Source organism: Aeromicrobium sp. (assembly GCF_032084975.1).
Taxonomy (GTDB): Bacteria; Actinomycetota; Actinomycetes; order Propionibacteriales; family Nocardioidaceae; genus Aeromicrobium.
Window position 1 is genome coordinate 25388 of sequence record NZ_DAMDLR010000005.1, and the last position, 19068, is coordinate 44455.

General features: G+C 70.1%; 17 protein-coding genes. 8 read left to right on the forward strand and 9 right to left on the reverse strand.

Features of this window, described 5'->3' with window-relative positions:
• Positions 1-45: 45 nt before the first annotated feature.
• The 5 genes from RT323_RS02185 (at position 46) to RT323_RS02205 (ending at position 4225) form a co-directional block, all read left to right on the forward strand.
• On the forward strand, positions 46-942 hold the full coding sequence (locus RT323_RS02185; RefSeq protein ID WP_313404711.1) for a sigma-70 family RNA polymerase sigma factor: 897 nt from the start codon (positions 46-48) through the stop codon (positions 940-942).
• 196 nt (positions 943-1138) lie between these two features.
• Positions 1139-1951 carry an ABC transporter ATP-binding protein gene (locus RT323_RS02190; RefSeq protein ID WP_396171757.1) on the forward strand — a complete coding sequence of 271 codons (813 nt, stop codon included), beginning with the start codon at positions 1139-1141 and terminating at the stop codon, positions 1949-1951.
• Entirely contained in the window at positions 1948-2628 is a 681-nt protein-coding gene (locus RT323_RS02195) for an ABC transporter permease subunit (protein WP_313404611.1), read from the forward strand. The genes RT323_RS02190 and RT323_RS02195 overlap by 4 nt, the downstream gene beginning before the upstream one ends.
• Positions 2625-3308 carry an ABC transporter permease subunit gene (locus RT323_RS02200; protein WP_313404614.1) on the forward strand — a complete coding sequence of 228 codons (684 nt, stop codon included), beginning with the start codon at positions 2625-2627 and terminating at the stop codon, positions 3306-3308. Before RT323_RS02195 ends, RT323_RS02200 begins: the two co-directional genes overlap by 4 nt.
• Before the next feature lie 14 nt (positions 3309-3322).
• Positions 3323-4225 carry an ABC transporter substrate-binding protein gene (locus tag RT323_RS02205; protein WP_313404616.1) on the forward strand — a complete coding sequence of 301 codons (903 nt, stop codon included), beginning with the start codon at positions 3323-3325 and terminating at the stop codon, positions 4223-4225.
• A 4-nt stretch (positions 4226-4229) separates the two neighbouring features.
• Here the strand turns inward: RT323_RS02205 and RT323_RS02210 are convergent, their stop codons facing one another.
• Both RT323_RS02210 and RT323_RS02215 read right to left on the reverse strand, forming a co-directional pair.
• Positions 4230-5615, reverse strand: coding sequence for an NAD(P)/FAD-dependent oxidoreductase (locus RT323_RS02210; RefSeq protein ID WP_313404618.1), 1386 nt, complete (start codon positions 5613-5615; stop codon positions 4230-4232).
• Positions 5616-5733: 118 nt separating this feature from the next.
• Positions 5734-6648 (reverse strand): NAD(P)H-binding protein, encoded by a 915-nt coding sequence (locus RT323_RS02215; RefSeq protein ID WP_313404620.1) that lies wholly within the window; start codon positions 6646-6648, stop codon positions 5734-5736.
• A 326-nt stretch (positions 6649-6974) separates the two neighbouring features.
• On the opposite strand from RT323_RS02215, the gene RT323_RS02220 reads away from it, so the two are divergent.
• Complete coding sequence (locus tag RT323_RS02220; protein WP_313404622.1) at positions 6975-7592, forward strand: NAD(P)H-dependent oxidoreductase; 618 nt, start codon at positions 6975-6977, stop codon at positions 7590-7592.
• A 49-nt stretch (positions 7593-7641) separates the two neighbouring features.
• On the opposite strand, the gene coaE is transcribed toward RT323_RS02220, so the two are convergent.
• Together coaE and RT323_RS02230 are read right to left on the reverse strand one after the other, a co-directional pair.
• A complete protein-coding gene (coaE, locus tag RT323_RS02225) occupies positions 7642-8241 on the reverse strand; it encodes a dephospho-CoA kinase (protein ID WP_313404625.1) in 600 nt (199 codons plus the stop codon).
• A 10-nt stretch (positions 8242-8251) separates the two neighbouring features.
• Positions 8252-9142, reverse strand: a complete 891-nt coding sequence (locus RT323_RS02230; RefSeq protein WP_313404627.1) for an SH3 domain-containing protein — start codon at positions 9140-9142, stop codon at positions 8252-8254.
• A 100-nt stretch (positions 9143-9242) separates the two neighbouring features.
• Between RT323_RS02230 and RT323_RS02235 the strand changes: the two genes are divergently transcribed.
• Positions 9243-10571 (forward strand): class I adenylate-forming enzyme family protein, encoded by a 1329-nt coding sequence (locus tag RT323_RS02235; protein WP_313404628.1) that lies wholly within the window; start codon positions 9243-9245, stop codon positions 10569-10571.
• A gap of 3 nt (positions 10572-10574) precedes the next feature.
• Here the strand turns inward: RT323_RS02235 and RT323_RS02240 are convergent, their stop codons facing one another.
• Entirely contained in the window at positions 10575-11531 is a 957-nt protein-coding gene (locus RT323_RS02240) for a helix-turn-helix domain-containing protein (RefSeq protein ID WP_313404630.1), read from the reverse strand.
• A gap of 84 nt (positions 11532-11615) precedes the next feature.
• Between RT323_RS02240 and RT323_RS02245 the strand changes: the two genes are divergently transcribed.
• Positions 11616-11762, forward strand: a complete 147-nt coding sequence (locus RT323_RS02245) for a hypothetical protein (RefSeq protein WP_313404632.1) — start codon at positions 11616-11618, stop codon at positions 11760-11762.
• Positions 11763-11830: 68 nt separating this feature from the next.
• Here RT323_RS02245 and rpsA read toward each other — a convergent pair whose 3' ends face one another.
• The 4 genes from rpsA to RT323_RS02265 form a co-directional block, all read right to left on the reverse strand.
• The gene (gene rpsA, locus RT323_RS02250) at positions 11831-13294 is read right to left on the reverse strand and encodes a 30S ribosomal protein S1 (RefSeq protein ID WP_313404633.1); all 1464 of its coding nucleotides are present in this window, start codon (positions 13292-13294) and stop codon (positions 11831-11833) included.
• Between the two features lie 124 nt (positions 13295-13418).
• A complete protein-coding gene (locus tag RT323_RS02255; RefSeq protein WP_313404634.1) occupies positions 13419-16538 on the reverse strand; it encodes a PQQ-dependent sugar dehydrogenase in 3120 nt (1039 codons plus the stop codon).
• 15 nt (positions 16539-16553) lie between these two features.
• On the reverse strand, positions 16554-17810 hold the full coding sequence (locus RT323_RS02260; protein WP_313404636.1) for a M18 family aminopeptidase: 1257 nt from the start codon (positions 17808-17810) through the stop codon (positions 16554-16556).
• 64 nt (positions 17811-17874) lie between these two features.
• The gene (locus RT323_RS02265; protein WP_313404637.1) at positions 17875-18876 is read right to left on the reverse strand and encodes a DUF3068 domain-containing protein; all 1002 of its coding nucleotides are present in this window, start codon (positions 18874-18876) and stop codon (positions 17875-17877) included.
• Positions 18877-19068 lie beyond the last annotated feature (192 nt).

Consider the following 19068-nt stretch of genomic DNA (forward strand, 5'->3'; position numbering starts at 1 on the left):
ATCACCGTGGAAGACCGTGAATTCGAGGGCAAGGACAGCGTCGGCATGTACCTGTCCGAGATCGCGCGCACCCCTTTGCTCGATGCCGAGCGCGAGGTCGAGCTGAGCCGCACGATCGAGGCAGGGCTGTTCGCACGCCAACTGCTCGAGACCGGGCGGGTCGGCCGTGCCAAGGGAGGCGCTCCCAAGCGCGCCTCGCGCGAGGAGCTCGAATGGATCGCCGAGGAGGGTGACCGGGCCGTGCAGGAGTTCGTCCAGGCGAACCTGCGCCTCGTCGTCTCGATCGCGCGCAAGTACGGGCGCGCCCAGATGCCGATGCTCGACCTCATCCAGGAGGGCAACACCGGCCTGATCCGCGCCGTCGAGAAGTTCGACTACGCGAAGGGCTTCAAGTTCTCGACGTACGCCACGTGGTGGGTCCGCCAGGCGATCACCCGCGGCGTGGCCCAGCAGGCTCGCGTCGTGCGGCTGCCCGTCCACGTCGTCGAGGAGCTCAACCAGGTCTCCGGCGCCCGCCGCAACCTCGAGCGCCAGCTGGGCTACGACCCGGACCCCAGCGAGATCGCGACCGAGCTGGGCATGGACGTCGAGCGCGTCATCGACCTGCTCGCCTGGGGCCGCGACCACGTCAGCCTCGACTCCCCCGTGGACGAGGACGGCGACACCAGCCTCGGCGACCTGATCGCCCGCGACAGCGCGCCGGGTCCCGACCTGGCGATGCTCGACCACGACGCCCGCGACCAGCTGCTGGCGCTCGTGGACCGTCTCGACGACCGCGAGGCCGACATCGTGAAGGCGCGGTACGGCCTGCTCGACGGACGCCAGCAGAAGCTCGCCGACATCGGCAAGCGCCACGGCATCTCGGCCGAGCGCGTGCGCCAGGTCGAGCGCCAGGCGATCACCAAGCTGCGCGAGATCGCCGACCCCGAGCTGGCCGCGTAGTCAGCGACAGCGCACCGGCGACACCAGGCGCCCGTGAGTCCGGACCCGGTCCTCCACCGGATCGAGTCCCGGCTCGCGGGCGCCTTCGTCGTCCCACCACCGTCGCGTGCCCCGCTGCCGCCGGACGACCGACCTGAAGGTTCGCGTTCGTGCCCCTAGGGTTGGGACAGCCCATGCGTCGAGGGAAGGACGAGTCGTGGGGATCGAGTTCCGGAACGTCAGCAAGACCTATCCCGACGGCACGGTGGCCGTCTCGGGGTTCAGCTTCGATGTGCCGTCGCACCGCACCGTCGCCCTCGTGGGTTCATCGGGCTCCGGCAAGACGACCCTGCTCCGGATGGTCAACCGCATGGTCGAGCCGACCGAGGGAAGTGTGCTGATCGACGACCGGGACGTCCACGAACTCGACCGGGTGAGCCTGCGACGCCGCATCGGCTACGTCCCCCAGGCCGGCGGCCTGCTCCCGCATCGCACCGTCCGGGACAACATCGCCACGGTGCCCGTCCTGAACGGCGTGCCGCGCAAGGCCGCACGAGTCGCCGCGGACGACCTCCTCGACCTCGTCGGGCTCGAGCGCTCCCTGAGCGTGCGGTATCCAGCACAGCTCTCCGGCGGACAGCAGCAGCGCGTCGCGGTGGCGCGTGCGCTCGCCGCCGACCCGAACATCCTGCTGATGGACGAGCCGTTCGGCGCCGTCGACCCGATCGTGCGGCGCGAACTGCAGGACCAGCTGCTCGGCCTGCAGGGCGAGCTCCGCAAGACCATCATCATCGTCACCCACGACATCGACGAGGCGTTCCGCGTGGCCGATGACGTCGTGGTGCTGCGCAAGGGCGGGGTGATCGCCCAGTCCGGGTCGCCGCAGGAGATCCTCGCCACGCCGGCCGACGCGTTCGTCGGCCAGTTCGTGGGCGCCGACCGGTCCGACCGTACGTTGCGCAGGGTCACGGTCGACGGCACGGAGCTCATCGTCGACGCGGACGACCGGCCGCTCGGGGTCCTGCGGTGACGTGGTTCCGCAACAACTGGTCCTGGGTCGTCGAGCTGAGCCTCCAGCACGTCGCACTCGCCGTTCCCTCGATCCTGATCAGCCTGGTCGCGGCGGTCGCCCTCGGACGGGCGGCCCACCGGGTCCCGCGTCTTCGCCAGTCCGTGCTGGGCTCCGCGAGCGTCGTGTACGCCATCCCCGCGCTGCCGCTCCTGATCATGATCCCCGCCCTCGCGGGGATCTCACTGCGGTCGCCGCTCAATATCGTGATCGCGCTGTCCCTGTACGGAACCGCGCTGCTGGTCGGGACGGCGGCCGATGCGTTCGACTCGGTGGACCCCCACGTCCGCGAGGCTGCCGAGGCGATGGGCCACGGCCGTCGTGCCATGTTCTGGCGTGTCGACCTGCCGCTGGCGACACCGGTGCTGCTGTCCGGACTGCGCGTCGTGACGGTCAGCACCGTCGGCCTGGTGACCATCGGCGCGTTGGTGGGGATCTCGAGCCTGGGCACGCTGCTCACGGACGGGTTCCAGCGCGGCATCATGAGTGAGGTCGTCATCGGCGTCGGGGTGACGATGATCCTGGCGCTGGCACTCGATGGACTCCTGGTGCTGCTCGGCCGGGCGCTCTCGCCGTGGGAGCCGCGACGCGTGCGACGGCAATCGCAGCCCATGCGGCCGCAGGACGTCGCGGTATGAGTCTCTTCCTCGAGGCGATCGCCTGGATCCTCGATCCGACCCACTGGAGCGGCCCAAACGGCATCGCCATCCGGCTCCTGCAGCACCTCGCCGTGACGGTCCTGGTCGTCGTCGTCGCTGCGCTCCCGGCGATCCCGCTGGGAGTCCTGATCGGCCACACGGGGCGAGGACGAGGCGCGGTCGTGGCCCTGGTGGGCGCCGTCCGCGCCATCCCCACCCTGGGCCTGCTCACCCTGCTCGCGCTCATGCTCGGCATCGGCCTGCTGGCTCCCGTGCTGGCACTCGTCGCGCTCGCCCTCCCCTCGATCCTCGCCGGGGCCTATGCCGGCATCGAGTCGGCCGATCCCTCCGCCGTGGACGCGGCGCGTGCGATGGGCATGAGCGAGCTGCAGATCGTGCGTCAGGTCGAGCTGCCGCTCGGCGCCGGTGTGCTCGTCGGCGGCGTGCGGGCCGCGACCATCCAGGTCGTCGCCACCGCGACCCTGGCCGCCTACACCGCCGACACCGGTCTGGGCCGCTACCTGTTCGCCGGTCTCAAGTCCCGCGACTACCCCCAGATGCTCGCCGGCGCACTGCTCGTCGCCGCACTGGCGCTGCTGCTCGACCGGCTCCTGGCCGTCGCGCAGGATCGCGCCACACGTCTCGCCCACCGCACCCACGACGTCGCCCTCGACGCCTGACCGAAGGACCCACCATGACAAGCACCCGACTCCTCACGATCGCCATCGGCGCGAGCGCAGCCCTGACCCTCGGCGCGTGTGGCAGCTCCGACCCGCTCTCGAGCGACGGCGGATCCGGCGACACGATCGTCATCGGATCCCAGGACTACTACTCCAACGAGATCATCGCCGAGATCTACGCCCAAGCCCTGGAGGCGGACGGGCACGAGGTGGACCGCCAGTTCCGGATCGGCCAGCGAGAGGCGTACATCCCCGAGATCGAGTCCGGGTCGATCGACCTGTTCCCCGAGTACTCCGGCCCGCTCCTGCAGTTCTGGGAGGCGGACACCGAGGCGCGCCTGAGCGACGACGTGTACAGCGCCCTGCAGGAGGCGGTCCCTGACGGGTTGCGTGTGCTGGACCAGTCCGACGCCACCGACCAGGACTCCTACGTCGTGACGCGGGAGTTCGCGCAGAAGTGGGGCCTCGAGACGATCGAGGACCTGTCGAAGGTCGAGGGGCCGATCACGCTCGGCGCCAACTCCGAGGCGGAGAGCCGGCCCAACGGGCCGAAGGGACTCAAGTCGGCCTATGGGATCACGGCGGGGTTCACCCCGATCGAGGACGGCGGGGGCCCGCTCACCATCAAGGCGTTGAAGGACGGGGACATCCAGCTCGCGATCATCTACACCGCCGATCCGTCCATCCGCACCAACGACCTGGTCAGCCTCGAGGACACGAAGGGCCTCTTCCTCGCCTCGCACGTGGTGCCGGTCGCGGCCGATGCGGTCGACGACGACGCCGAGAGCACGATCAACGAGGTCAGCGCCGCCATGACCGAGGACGACCTGGTCGAGCTGAACCAGCGCAGCGTCGACGAGGAGCTCCCGGCCGAGAAGATCGCCTCGGACTGGCTCGCCGACCAGGATCTCGACTGACGGCCTAGGCGGCGCCGGAGCCGAGGTCGTCGAGCGCGGACTCGATCGCCCGGTGGAACGTCGGGTACGTGTAGATCATCGTGCGCAGGCGATCCACCGGGACCTCGGCGTGGACCGCGAGGGTGATCATCGAGAGCACCTCGCCTCCCGCCGGACCGACGACCGTGCCGCCGACGAGCACGCCGCGGTCGGCGTCGGCCACGAGCTTGACCAGTCCGGTGGCCCCGGGGCCATGGGTGAAGCCTCGTGAGGCCGAGCTCATGTCGGCCTGCCCGGTCTGGACCTGGAGGCCACGTTCGCGGGCGGCCTTCTCGGTCAGGCCGACGCCCGCCACCTCGGGGTCGGTGAACGTCGTGTGGGGAACCGCGTCGTAGGACGCAGGCTCCCCGTCCTGGCCGAGGACGTCTCGCAGCGCGATCGCGGACTGGTACATCGAAACGTGCGTGTAGGCGCCCCTGGCCGTGACGTCGCCGATGATCCACAGCCGGTCCTGGGCACGCATCCGGTCGTCGACCGCGAGGTCGTCCGCCGAGAGGCCGACGGTGTCCAGGCCGATGTCGTCGAGGTTCGGGGTGCGTCCGGCCGCCATCAGGAGCCGGTCGGCGCCGAGCTGCTGCCCGTCGTCGAGCGTGACCGTGAACCGGCCCTCGGCGTAGGCGACCCGGGTCGTCTCCGCGCCGGTGAGGACGCGGATCCCGTCGGCCACCAGCACGTCCTGCAGAGCGGTGGACGCCTCCGGCTCGTCGTGCGGCAGGAGGCGCTCCCCGCGCTGCACGATGGTGACCGCGACCCCGAACCGCGCGAAGACCTGGGCCAGCTCGCAGCCCACGGGGCCGCCTCCCACGACGATGAGCTCTTCGGGGACCGACTCGGCCTGCACCGCCTCACGGTTCGTCCAATACGGCGTGCCCTCCAGGCCCGGGATCGCCGGCGACGCCGGTCGCGTTCCCGGGTTCAGCACGACACCACGGTCCGCGACGAAGGTGCGGCTCCCCGCGGAGCCGGCGAGCTCGACGACCACCCGTCCGGCGCCGTCGAGCCGGCCCGTTCCGTGGAGCACCGTGACCCCAGCGTCCTCGAGCCGCTCCACGGCGGCTCGGTCGTCCCATACGGAAGTCGCCTCGTGGACTCGTCCGACGACGGGCTGCCACGAGCGCACCACCGACACGTCGCCGGCCAGGGAGCCCGCGCGGCCGGCTTCGGCGAGCGCGTCGGCTGCGCGCAGCATGATCTTGGTCGGGATGCACGCGTAGTACGGGCACTCCCCTCCGACGAGATGCTTGTCGATCGCGACGACCTTCAACCCGTCGGAGGCGGCCCCGGTGGCGAGCGCCTCTCCCCCGGGTCCCAGCCCCACCACGACGAGATCGACCTTCTCCACGTCATCCATGTGTCAGTTCTCCTCCGGTCCCCGCGGCAGGGCCTGGACCAGGCAGGTCACGGTGCCAGCCCTCGCCACCACTCCACCATGGTCGCGATCGGCGAGCGCCGCACGCCGCGGGGTCCCCTCACCCGCTGGTCGAGCCTTCACGTTCGGCGAGGGCCGAACGGACCGCGTCGTCATAGCCCACGCAGTCCCCGGGGACGACCTCCAGGATCGTCTCGTCGGTGACCACGGTCTCGTTGGCCATCGAGTCCACCAGATGTGCCGCGGTGGTGACCTCCACATCGGTGAGCAGGGCCAGGACACCGGTCGACAGCGCCGGCGGGACGAAGGGGGACGTCACCCCGGGCAACCCGATCGCCGGCAGCTGCTTGCCCTGGACGTTCGCGGCGCGCTGCAGCATCTCGAGGTACGTCAGGACGTCCGGTCCGCCGATCTCGAAGACCTGATCACGCGCCTCGGGGCGAGCGATGACCCCCACGAGGTAGCGCACCGCGTCCTCGAGAGCGACCGGTTGGGTTCGGGTGCGCATCCAGGGCGGGGCCACCAGGCCGGGCAGCAGGTCGACCAGTTGGCGGATGATCTCCCACGACGTCCCGCCGTGCCCCACGACGATCCCGGCTCGTACCACCGTGACCGGCACCCCGGCCTGGCCCAGGATCGCCTCGACCTCGCGACGCGAGCGCAGGTGTGCCGACAGGTCGTCGTCGTCACGGCCCAGGCCGCCGAGATAGACGATCTGCTCCACCCCCGCTTCGCCGGCGGCCTGTCCGAAGCTCTCGGCGGCCCGTGCGTCCTGCTCCTCGAAGTCGGTGGAGCCCAACAGGTGGACCAGGTAGTAGGCCACCTCGACGCCCTCCATCGCCCGCACGAGGCTGGCGCGGTCATGGGCATCGGCCTCCACGGCCGTGCCCGATCCTCGGTACTCCCCCGCACGTCGGGTCATGGCGCGGACGTCGTGGCCCGCCGCCTCCAACGATCGGGTGAGCCGGGAGCCGATGAACCCGGACGCACCGGCCACCAGGATCGTTCGAGTCATGACAGGAGTCTGCTCGGGCAGCAGCCCGTTGTCGCGGCGACGGGTCAGGACCGGCCCGGCACGAGGTCCGGTTGCCTCATCTCGCGCCGGCCCCCCACTTTTGGTGCGCCGTTACGGCCGATCGGTCCGATCGGACGGAATCCCGCACCAAAAGTGGGACGGGCAGCGCGGGACGGGCCGCGCGAAACGGGTCGCGCGGGACGGGCCGGGAGACGGACGCCGAAAGCCGTCGCACGCGCCGGGGGGAGGCTTCGGACCGCCGCCGGGTGAAGGCCGCCCGAGCGGGTACCCCTGAGGTAACCACGGAAGCACGGAACGGAGACCTCATGACCGACATCCCCCTGACAGCCGTCGCCCTCAGCTGCACGCTCAAGCCGAGCCCAGCGCCCTCCAGCAGCGACCTGATGGCTCAGCAGTTCCTCGATGCACTGGCGTCCCACGACGTGACGAGCTCACTCGTCCGGGTTGTCGACCATGACGTCCGGCCCGGGGTCGAGGCCGACATGGGCGGCGGGGACGAGTGGCCATCGATCCGCCGGCAGGTCACGGAGGCCGACATCCTCGTCATCGTCGCTCCGACGTGGGTCGGGCACATGTCCAGCGTCGCCCAGCGCGTGCTCGAGCGACTCGACGCCGAGCTCTCCGAGACCCGCGACGACGGCAACCCGGCACTGTTCGGCAAGGTCGCCGTGGTCGGCGTGGTCGGCAATGAGGACGGTGCGCACAAGATCACCGCCGACCTCTACCAGGGACTGAACGACGTGGGCTTCACGATCCCCGCGCAGGGTGGCACGTACTGGAACGGTGAGGCCATGCAGGGCACCGACTACAACGACCTGGACGAGACCCCGGAGGCCACGGCCGGTGCGATGCGCACGGCTGCGGCCAACGCTGCGCACGTCGCACGCCTGCTGCGCGCCTCTGCCTACCCCAGCGGCTCCTGACGAGCGCCGCGGCAGCCACCGACTCGTCGCGACGGCGCCCGTGGTTCGCTCAGGAGGCGGGCACGACGAGCGTCGACCAGACCTCGTCGACCCGGGCGCTCAGATCGTCGAGGGTGCCCGTGTTGTCGATGACGACGTCGGCGGCCGCCAGGCGTGCCTCGCGCGACGCCTGCGCCGCGATCCGCGCCCGGGCGTCCGCCTCGGTCATGCCACGATCGGTGACCATGCGGGCGACCTGGACGTCCTCGGGCACGTCGACGACGATGACGACGTCGCACGCCTGGGCCGCGCCCATCTCGACCAGGAGCGGGTTGTCGTGCACCACGATCCCGTCCTGCGCCGCCGCCTCCTCGCGGCGTGCCGCCAGGTCACGGATCGCCGGATGGGTGATCGCCTCGAGGTCCTTGAGGGCCGTCGGGTCAGTGAAGACGACCGCGCCCAGCCCGGGGCGGTCCAGCGTGCCGTCAGCGGCGATGACGGAGGGGCCGAAGCGCTGCGCGATGAGCTCGAGCGCGGGACTGCCGGGCTCGACGACCTCGCGGGCGAGCCGGTCGTAGTCGATCACGACGGCGCCGAGCTCGGCCAGCCGGCGACTGACGGTGCTCTTGCCCGAAGCGATACCGCCGGTCAGCCCGACACGGCGCGCCATCAGCGCGTCCTCACAGAGTGCCGGACGAGCCGAAGGTGGTGACGTGGACGTGGTCGAAGTGATTGGCCGTGTCGCCGCCGCGGCTGCTCATGCTGCGCCAGCCCTCGCCGCCGCGCTGGACCGTCCAGATGCGCTGTTCGTAGATCAGGTAGCTGACGCCCAGCTCGATGCGGTTCGCCTGCAGGAACTCGGAGATCTCCCAGCCCAGCTGGCCGCGGACCATGATGTCGAGCGAGTGGCCGGTGGCGTGCTCACCGCGTCCGGCGAGACCGCCGTAGCTGGCGATCTGCGGGAAGCGGGCGCACACGGCGCGGTAGACGCGAACGGTGTCGGGCTGCAGGCCGGACTCGACCGAGGAGCCACGTGCGCACGCGGCGGTGGAGATCGTTCCCTCGGTCGGACCGAGCTTGGGCTCGGAGTCGCCGATCAGCTCGGTGGAGACCCACCGCGGCAGGTCGTTGTGCATGACCTGCGTCCAGGCGCCCCTGGTCACCCCGGTGACCTGGAGCGTCTTGCCCTTGGCGATGGTGGCCAGGACCGGCGAGTCCTTCGCGGAGTCGGCGCGGACCGGGACGGTCTTCTGCGCGTACTTGGAGCCCTCGATGCGCGCCTCGGCCCGGACGGTCGAGGGCAGCGGGGCGCGCTCGGCGCTGCTGCGGCTGGCGCGAACAGGAGCCGACCCGTCGAGGGCCTCGGTCACGATGTCGCCCTGCGAGGCCGCGACCTGCGTCTCTGCGGACGCCGTGGCGACGGTCCCTGACGTCGAGCCGAGAGTCGCCACTGCGGCGACACTGAGGGAGGCCGCCCCGGCCATCACCGCGGCGTGGCGGCGGGCACGGACGTACCAAGGGTCACGGACCACGGGCTTGCGCCGGGATCCGGGCTTGGAAGCTTGGGTCATCGATACCAATGGGGTTGGGGGAACGGCCGCCTGCCAGTCAACCATACTGACGGGCGAGAACCCAGTGGGTTGAGCGAACTCAGGCGGAAGGTCGTGAGCGATGTCATACGAGACGCGGCAGGACGGCGCGATGACGGCACCGAATCTGCGCCGACTGGCCTCGCGCGTCGCCGCGGGACTCGCGCGGGCCGGGGTCCGTGAATCGGACCGCGTCGTCGTCTCCCTGCCGAACAGCATCGAGCTGTTGGCGGCGGTCTGGGGGTGCCTGGGCACCGGACGGATCCCCGTGCCCCTCGACCCACGCCTCACGCCGCACGAGCGCGGGCCGATCCTCGACGAGGTCTCCCCCGCCCTCGTGCTGGACTCCCTCGCCCGGTTCCACGACCTGCTGGGCGACGACGAGGCGGAGCTCGACGTCGCGCCGCGCTGCCGACCGATGCACTTCACGTCGGGGACGACCGGACGTCCGAAGGGCGTCTGGTCCGGCCTCTGGGACGCGGACGACGCCGCGGCCGCCGTCCTCGAGGAGCGCGAGCTGTGGGGGTTCGCGGAGACCGACGTGAACCTGGTCGTCTCACCGCTCTACCACTCGGCACCGCTGCGGTTCGCGCTCGGAACGGTCCTCGCCGGCGGATCCGTGTCGGTGCTGCCCACCTTCACACCCGAGGGCTTCTGCGAGGCCGTCGGACGCGTCCGTCCCACCACGATGTTCTGCGTCCCCGCGCACCTGCAGCGACTGCTGACCCACCTCGAGCAGCACGACTCCCCGGACCTCTCGTGCTTCCGCCTGGTCGCCCATGCCGGTGCACCGTGCCCCGAACCGGTCCGGCGCGGTGCCCACGCCCTGTTCGGCTCCGACGTCGTGTGGGAGTTCTACGGCTCGACCGAGGGCCAGTTCACGGCGTGCTCCGCCTCCGACTGGTCGGCGCACCCGGGCACGGTCGGTCGCGCGCGGCCGGGACGGGTGATCGTCGTGGACGACGAGGACGAGCTGTGGTGCGTCGTGCCCCCGTGGGGACGGTTCTCCTACTGGAACGACCCCGACCGCACGATCCGGGCCTGGCGCGAGACGGCGCATGGTCCGGCCTTCACGGTGGGCGACCTCGGCCGGGTGGACGAGGACGGCTGGGTGTACCTCGACTCCCGTCGCACGGACCTCATCATCAGCGGCGGCGTGAACGTCTATCCCGCCGAGGTCGAGGCGGCCCTGGTCGAGGTCCCGGGCGTCACCGAGATCGCGGTGTTCGGCCGAGCCGACGACGAGTGGGGCCAGCGCGTGTGCGCCGCCTGGGTCGGCGACGCCTCCGAGGACGACCTGCGCTCGGCGGCTGCGGAGCGCCTCGCGCCGCCCAAGCGACCCAAGCAGTACGAGCGCGTCACCGCCCTGCCGCGTACCGCGACGGGCAAGGTGCGCCGGACCGAGCTGTGAGGCTCAGGCGGACTCGACGCAGCTGAAGGAGCGCCGGTACGCCTGCGGGCTCGTGCCGCGCACGGCGCCGAAGTGGTGGCGCAGCGTCGCGGCGTTGCCGAAGCCCACGCGCTGGGCCACGTGCTCGATCGGGAGCTCTGTCGTCTCGAGGAGCTCCTCGGCCAGCGCGACACGGCGACCGAGCAGCCACTGCCACGGTGTCGTCCCGGTCTCGTCGCGGAAGCGCCGCGCGAACGTCCGCTCGGACATGTGGGCGCGGCGCGCCAGCACGGCGACGGTCAGCGGCTCGGCCAGGTGCTCCTCGGCCCAGTCGAGCACCGGTGCGAGCGTCTCGGCCTCGATGACCGGCATGGGGGCGCGGACGAACTGGGCCTGGCCGCCGTCACGGTGCGGCGGCACCACGATGCGGCGTGCGGCGGTGGCGGCCACGCGTGCGCCGTACCACTGGCGCATGAGGTGCAGGTTGGCGTCGATGCCGGCGGCCGAGCCCGCGCCCGTGACGACGGGCCCGTCCTCGACGTAGAGGACGTCGGTGTCGACGTGCGCCCCGGGAAAGCGCTCGGCCAGCTCGGCGCCGTAGCGCCAGTGCGTCGTGCAGCGGCGCCCGTCCAGGAGACCGGCGTAGCCGATCTGGAAAGACGCCGTGCAGGACGCCATGATCGTGGCTCCACGGGCGTGCGCGGCACGCAGCAGCTCGCTCACCCGCGGGTCCTCTTCGCGGTAGTTCCGGCGCGCCGCGAGCGTGATCAGGTCGGCATCGGCGGCTGCCTCGAGGCCGTTCGCGATCACGAAGTCGAACCCGGAGGAGCCGCGGACGACGCCGGGCTCGGCCGTGCACGCGACGAAGTCGAACACGGGATTGTCGTCGAGGGGGTGGTACTGCTCGCCCCACACCTCGGCGAGCACGCCGATGCCGAACGGCTCGGCCTGATCGGACACGATCATCGCGACCTTCGTCATGGGGACTCCTCTTGGCAGGATATCGACGGGCACTGTCTTTCCCGCCACTGGTGGCAGGATACCACCGATAGCAGGATTAGTGCCATGATCGTTCTGCTCATCCTGCTGGCCGCGATCGCCGTTGCCTCGACGGCGGGACTGTGGTCGACCATCACCCATGACGGACTCGGCCTCCGCCCCATCCCCCGCAGCCACCGGAGCGACGCGTTCGGCGCGCCAGTGGACTCCTGAAACGACACCCCGACACAGAACGAGGCCCCGACCGATTGGTCGGGGCCTCGTTCGTGCGTTCTAGCGGATCACTCGCCGCCGGTCAGCTTCTCACGCAGGGCCTGCAGCGCCTCGTCGGACGCCAGCGAGCCACCGGTGCTCTGCTCATCGGCCGCGGGGGCGGAGGTGTACTCGCCCATGTCGCCCGACTCGAGGTTCGCCTTCTCAGCCTCGGCGACCTGCTTCTTGTGGGCCTCCCAGCGCTCGTGCGCCTCGGCGTACTGACGCTCCCACGTGGCGCGGGCCTCTTCGAAGCCCTCCTGCCATTCACCCGTCTCGGGATCGAACCCGTCGGGGTAGATGTAGTTGCCCTGCTCGTCGTACGACGACGCCATGCCGTAGAGGGTCGGGTCGAAGCCGTCGGCCTCGCTCGCGACCTCGGTCTCGTTGGCCTGCTTGAGCGACAGCGAGATGCGGCGACGCTCGAGGTCGATGTCGATGATCTTGACCATGACCTGGTCGCCGATCTGGACGACCTGCTCGGGGATCTCGACGTGACGCTCGGCGAGCTCGGAGATGTGCACGAGGCCCTCGATGCCCTCCTCGACACGCACGAACGCGCCGAACGGGACGAGCTTGGTGACCTTGCCGGGCACGATCTGGCCGATCTGGTGGGTCCGGGCGAAGTGCTGCCACGGATCCTCCTGGGTCGCCTTGAGCGACAGCGAGACGCGCTCGCGCTCCAGATCGACCTCGAGCACCTCGACCGTGACCTCGTCGCCCACCTGGACGACCTCGTTCGGGTGGTCGATGTGCTTCCAGGACAGCTCCGAGACGTGCACCAGTCCGTCGACGCCGCCGAGATCGACGAAGGCGCCGAAGTTGACGATCGAGCTGATGACGCCCTTGCGGACCTGGCCCTTCTTGAGCTCGTTGAGGAAGTTCTGGCGAACGGCGGACTGCGTCTGCTCGAGCCAGGCACGGCGCGACAGGACCACGTTGTTGCGGTTCTTGTCGAGCTCGATGATCTTCGCCTCGAGCTTCTGGCCGATGTACGGATCCAGGTCGCGGACGCGACGCATCTCGACGAGCGACGCGGGCAGGAAGCCGCGCAGGCCAATGTCCATGATCAGGCCGCCCTTGACGACCTCGATGACGGTGCCCTCGACGACGCCGTCCTCGTCCTTGATCTTCTCGATGTCGCCCCAGGCGCGCTCGTACTGCGCACGCTTCTTGGACAGGATCAGACGGCCTTCCTTGTCCTCCTTCTGGAGGACGAGGGCCTCGACCGAGTCGCCCACCTGGACGACCTCGTTCGGGTCGACGTCGTGCTTGATGGACAGCTCACGCGAGGGGATGACGCCCTCGGTCTTGTAGCCGATGTCCAGCAGGACCTCGTCGCGGTCCACCTTGACGATGGTGCCGTCGACGATGTCGCCGTCGTTGAAGTACTTGATGGTCTTGTCGATCGCGGCGAGGAAGTCTTCTTCGCTGCCGATGTCGTTGACCGCAACCTGCGGGGCCGCAGAAGGAGTTGCGAGGCCAGAAGTCATGTAGAGGGGCTCCGATGGATGGATGGGATTGAGTGTGGACAGGATTCACGCGATCGGGTCCGGGCATGCCGAACCGCAGCGCATCTCTCAGTCTACGACACGGCGGCTCTCGCGTAAAACCGCGTCACGAGACCGAGCAGATGCCCGCCTCGTTGCCCTCCAGGCAGACGTAGACCGGCGCGCTGAGCCGTGAGGCGCCCGAGGCGTCCTCGACCCTGGCGCGGATGCGGAAGACGGAATTGCCCGGGGCGTGGTCGTCCGCGAGGCGGAACGACCCGGCGTAGGTTCCGCCGCGCTCGGCTCCATGAGCGGACTCGAACGCGACGGGCGTCGACCACGGGTGGGCGTGCTGGTCGTGACCTGTGACGTGCAACAGGTCGGCGGTGACGACGACACGCGTCAGGTCCGGCGCGCCATCCGCGGCACGGACGTCGACGCTGAAGGGCACCGCTCCTCGCCGCACACCGTTGTCGGCGATGCCCCGGACCACGGCTCCGTTGGCCGGCGCGGTCAGGTGGACCGACGGAAGGGCCGAGACCTTGGACCAGGTCAGCCCGGCGGACGCCGGTCCCGCGTCGTGGACCAGCTCGACCCTGACCGTATGAATGCCCGGTGCCAGTCTCAACGGCTTGTCCTTGCCGACCTCGATGCCGATGAAGTCGAAGGCATGGCCGAACCACTCCCCCAACAGCTGGTCGTCGACCCACAGCCGGACCCAGTCCTTGCCGGTCGCGGCGAACTGATATGTCCCTCCCTCGAGTCGCAGGCGCCCCTGCCAGCGGATCCCGTATCGGTCCGAGGGCAGGTCCGCGTGGGGGCGGTCGGTCGTGTTGGCCAGGTCCACTCTGTCGACGCATTCCCGCGCGGCGACGGACTGCAGGGGGAGCGTCGCGTCGACGAAACGCAGCCAGCTCCATCCCTCCGGGTAGCTGGCGGGGTCGTTCGCCAGACTCGAGTCACTCAGATCGTGGAAGGTCCGCGCGAAGGTTCCCACCGGACAACTGGCCAGCGACGTCGGAGCGGCGTAGTCGATCACCCGAATCGACCCGTCGTAGATCGAGGCGTACCAGATCCTGTCATCGGGACCTTGCGCGAACTTGACGGGACCGCCCGCGACCCCGGCCGGTGCGAAGAGCTCGATGTCCGACACCGCGCCCTCGTCGTCGACGCGAGCGGTCCGCACGAAGTCCTGCGCGTAGTCACCGAAGAAGTAGCTGTCCTGGTAGTCCGCCGGGTACACATCGCCCGTGTAGAACACCCCGGCGGTGAGGGATGCCCCGCCTCGGTGCGCGTAGGTGTGCACGGGCTCGACGACCTGAGCCTCACCGCGCTCCCACAGGAGCTTGCACTGATCCCACGGGTTCTCAGAGGGATCCGGATCTCCGGCCGAGACCGGCACGTCGGTCCGATCAGCACCCTCGAAGCACGGCCAGCCGAAGTTGGCGGGCGCCGACCGTCCATGGTCGTGCGGCAACACGTTGAGCTCCTCCCAGGCCGCCTCGCCGACGTCCCCGATCATCACCAGTCCGTCGTCGCGCACGGACAGTCGGAAGGGATTCCGCAGGCCCAGCGCCACCACGCGGCTGGCATTCGAGGCACCGCGATCAGCCGCGTCCACCGAGTCGAGCTCGGGATCGCCGAAGTACGGGTTCCCCGGAACACCACGTCCGGTCTCCGGGTCGATGCGCAACACCTTGCCAGCGAGAATCGTCGGGTCGAGTGCGCGCAACGATTGACTTCGCCCGCCCAGCCCGGCGAAGAACATCGAGCCGTCGCCGACACCGACGAGAAGCTTGCCGTGGTGGTCGAAGACAAGATCGTTGATCGTGTGGCTGTTGCCGATGATCGGAACACAGTCCTGCGGGTACGGTCCGTTCTGGGTGACGCACTCCGGGCCTGCGGAGCGCCCGAGAATGACCGCGTCGGAATCGTAGCCGAGCGGCTCGTCACCATCGCTCCAGTCCGCCAGGTCGAGGACTTGTACCTGCTGCCCCCGGTACCGGTCTCCAGCTCCGGGTTCCTTCAGGACGAACGAGACGTAGACGCGGTCGTGTTCGCCGGACGCGTCTCCGAACTCGGGGTCGATCGCCAGGCCGGTCATCCCCTGGTCGCCCTCCTGGGATACGCGCTCGCTGAGATCGGCGACGAGTTGCGGCGTCGAACCGCCGCCTTCACCAGCACGCATGAAGGTCAGGACGCGTCCTGACTTCTCGGCCACGAAGACGCGGCCTTCCTCGGTCGCGGCGAAGGCTGTCGGCAGCTGGAAGCCGGACTGGAGCGTGTCGATCGTGAAGCCCGCTGGGAGACCAGTGGAATTGTCGCTGGCAAAGCCCGGCTGATCGAACTCGGTGACCGCGCTCAACACCGAGCCGCCGGGCCCGATGGCCCGTGCGGTGACGTCGTGCCGGCCACGCACGGGCGCCCATTCGGCGCGCCACGGCGCGGCGGTGTCGCGAGAGATCTCCTGGCCATCGACGTAGAAGCGCACGGAGTTGACGGGACCGGTGGTGGACGCCTCGAAGACCGTCGGCGCACCGTCGACGCCCATGGTGGGCTGGGGGACGTCGATCGAGAGCGGCCAGTCGACCTTGGCGGCCGCCGAGAAGATCGCCGGGGCGCCACCCCGCGCCCACAGCTGGACCCGGTACTGGCGCTCGTCGGACTCGAGGTCCGTCGCGAAGCGCGCGAACGTGACGCGCCCGCGAGCGTCCGTGGCACGTCCTGCGACGATCGTGCGCCACGTGCCGTTCGGCTCACGCCGCTGCAGGGAGGCCTTGCGGCCCTGACGCGCCGGGGTGCTCGTGACCGACGCCGAGACGGTACGGGTCCCCGCGTCCTTGGTCACCTGGACGGCGACTGCCTGGCGCACCGTGCGGAGCACGACGACACGACTCTTGCGGGCCGGACGCGTCGTGCCCTTGACCTTCGCCTTCGGGAAGCGCGCACGGATCGCGATGGAGGAACGGGCGGTCGCCACGCGGAACTTCTTGACGCCGGCGGCGTTGGTCCTGCCCGTGCGCCACTTCTTCCACGTCCTGCCGTTCTTGTACTCCAGGCGGACGGGTCGCTTGAGCCGCTGACCGGCCCGGACGGTGACGGTGACGGTCTCCTTCGCGATCGCGGTGGAGCGAGACAGGGAGACGGACGCGGGAGCCGCCTCGGCCGGGGCCGAGACCACGGTCAGGCCCGCGAGGACCATGACCAGTGCAAGACATGCCTTGAGCCCCGAGAGAAGTGCAGGCATGAGGCGAAGTTTAGGTCACCGACGGCCCTCCACCGACAAGAACGCCGAGAGGGCCCGGTGGTAGAGGCCGACGTCGGCGGACGCCATCGTCTCGCGGGCGGAGTGCATCGCCAGCTGGGGCGCGCCCACGTCGACCGTCAGCATCCCGGTCCGGGCGGCGCTCAGGGGGCCGATCGTCGAGCCACAGGGCAGGTCGGCGCGGTGCACGTAGCGCTGCAGCGGGACGCCTGCGCGGTCGCACGCCTCGGCGAAGGCCGCGGTGCCGCGACCGTCCGTCGCGTAGCGCAGGTTCTGGTTCACCTTCAGGACCGGTCCGCCGCCGAGCGTGATGCGGTGCAGCGGCTCGTGCCGCTCGACGTGGTTGGGGTGCGTGCCGTGGGCCATGTCGCCCGAGGCGCACACCGACGCCGCGATCATACGGTGGTAGTCCTCACGCCCTCCCCCGGCGGCCAGCACGATCCGCTCGAGCACGGTCGCCAGCAGATCGGACTGCGCGCCGCGCTCGGAGGTGCTGCCGACCTCCTCGTGGTCGAACAGCGCCAGCATCTGGCCGTTCGCCGACGGCTCGGCGTCCAGGAGTGCGCGCAGTCCCGCGAAGCATGTGGCCTGGTTGTCCAGGCGGGGCGCCGCGACGAACTCGCCGTCGGCGCCGACCAGCGCGGACGCGAGGGTGTCCGCGGTCATCAGGTCGAAGCCGACCACGGTCGCCGGGTCCAGGCCGGCATCCGACGCGAGCCACGGCAGGAACTCGGCCGGCTCGAGCGCCCACAGGCCGTCGAGGTGGCGCTGGCGGTCGGGCGCGGAGTCCTGGTCGCGGTCGAGGTGGATCGCCAGGTTCGGCACCCGCACCACCGGGCGGCCGGCGTCGACGAGGTGCTCGACCCCGTCCCGGGTGACGAGGCGGCCGGCGATCGTCAGGTCACGGTCGAGCCAGGTCGACAGGATCGGGCCGCCGTACGGCTCCAGCGCCAGGACACCCAAGTCCTGACGCTTCGCGTCGTGGTGCTGCTTGAGTCGCAGGTTGGGACTGTCGGTGTGCCCGCCGACCACGCGGAAACCCGCGCTGGGGCCGCCCTCGGACGGGGAGCGCCACGCCACGAGCGACCCGCCCCGCACGACGAAGTGGTCGCCGCCGTCCGTCGGCCAGGCCTGGGTCTCGGTCAGCCGAGTGAAGCCGCCCCGCTCGAGCGCGGTCGCGACCGTGGCGACGACGTGGAAGGGCGTCGGGGAGACATCGACGAAACGGCACAGGTCGGCGGCAGCTGGCGACATGGCGCCACTGTAACGACTGACGCCGCCCCCGAAGGGGCGGCGTCAGGCGGAAGGGTTGCGTCGATCAGACGGTGGCGTACTCCGACTTCGCCTCGTCGTCCTGGCGCGAGCCACGAGCGATCAGCAGCGCGCCGAGAGCAGCCAGGATCAGGCCGAGGATGATGCCCACGAGCGGGATCGTCGTCTTCACGAGCGACAGCAGCGAGGCCGTGCCCTTGTACTCCTCGACGTTGTCCGCGACGTAGTCCTCGGTGTACTCGAGGGTCGCCTTCGTCGTGGTCGCGCCACGCTCGCCGTCGACCTCGAGGTACGAGTCCTGCGCCTCGCCGCCCTTGATGATCGCGCCGGTGGTCGGCTCGACGTAGAGGGTACGGACGTTGGAGTAGATCCGGTCGGCGGTGACCGTCTCACCCTTGTCACGGTTCACGAGGTTGCCCGGGACGTCGATCTCGCCGGACTTGATCGGGTCGATGGTCTGCGTGAACTTGTAGACCTTGAGGCCGTCGATGTCGGTCTCTTCCTCGAACTCGGCCGGCGTGGCCTTCTTCAGCGTGCCGTCCCAGAAGGGGTACGACTTCTTCTGCACGTCGAACGGGAACTTGAAGTAGAGGCCCTGGAACGGGTCCTCGGTGGTCTCGCCTCCGGACTCGCTGACGTTGCCGCTCCAGCTGACGACCTCAGCCGAGTGACGGTCGAACGCCAGGGTGTCGTTCGTTCCCGAGAGCGGAGTCACACCCTCCTTGCAGTCGAAGGACGTCGTGTCGGTACAGACGTAGCTGTTCCAGACGGCGACGTCCTGGTCGAGCTCGTCCGACGCTTCCTTGGACAGATCGACGTCACCGGTGACGACACGAACCGAGCGCAGCGGTCCGGTCGTGATCTTGAGGCCGTTGGCGACGTCGAGGTACTCGGCATCGGCGCCGGGCAGCGTCTCGGACGTGCTCGTGGTGTTCTGGTTGAGAGGCACCACGGCCAGCCGGTCGTACATGTAGAACTTCGACAACAGGCCGAGCACGAGCACGAATGCGCCCAGGCCCACCAAGAAAACTCCGAACTTTTTACCCACCAGGGGCTCCCTTCCCAGTCTGTGATCGGCCACACGCTACCACCGAGTAGGCTTTCGATGTGACAGACACCACCATCGGGGCACGGCGGGCCCCTGGGACCCCTCAGGCATCACCTGCCTTTCCAGTCACTTCGGTGTCCATGGTGCTCATCGCGGTGAGCGTCCTGGTCAAGGCCTGGGCTGTCGCGGGGT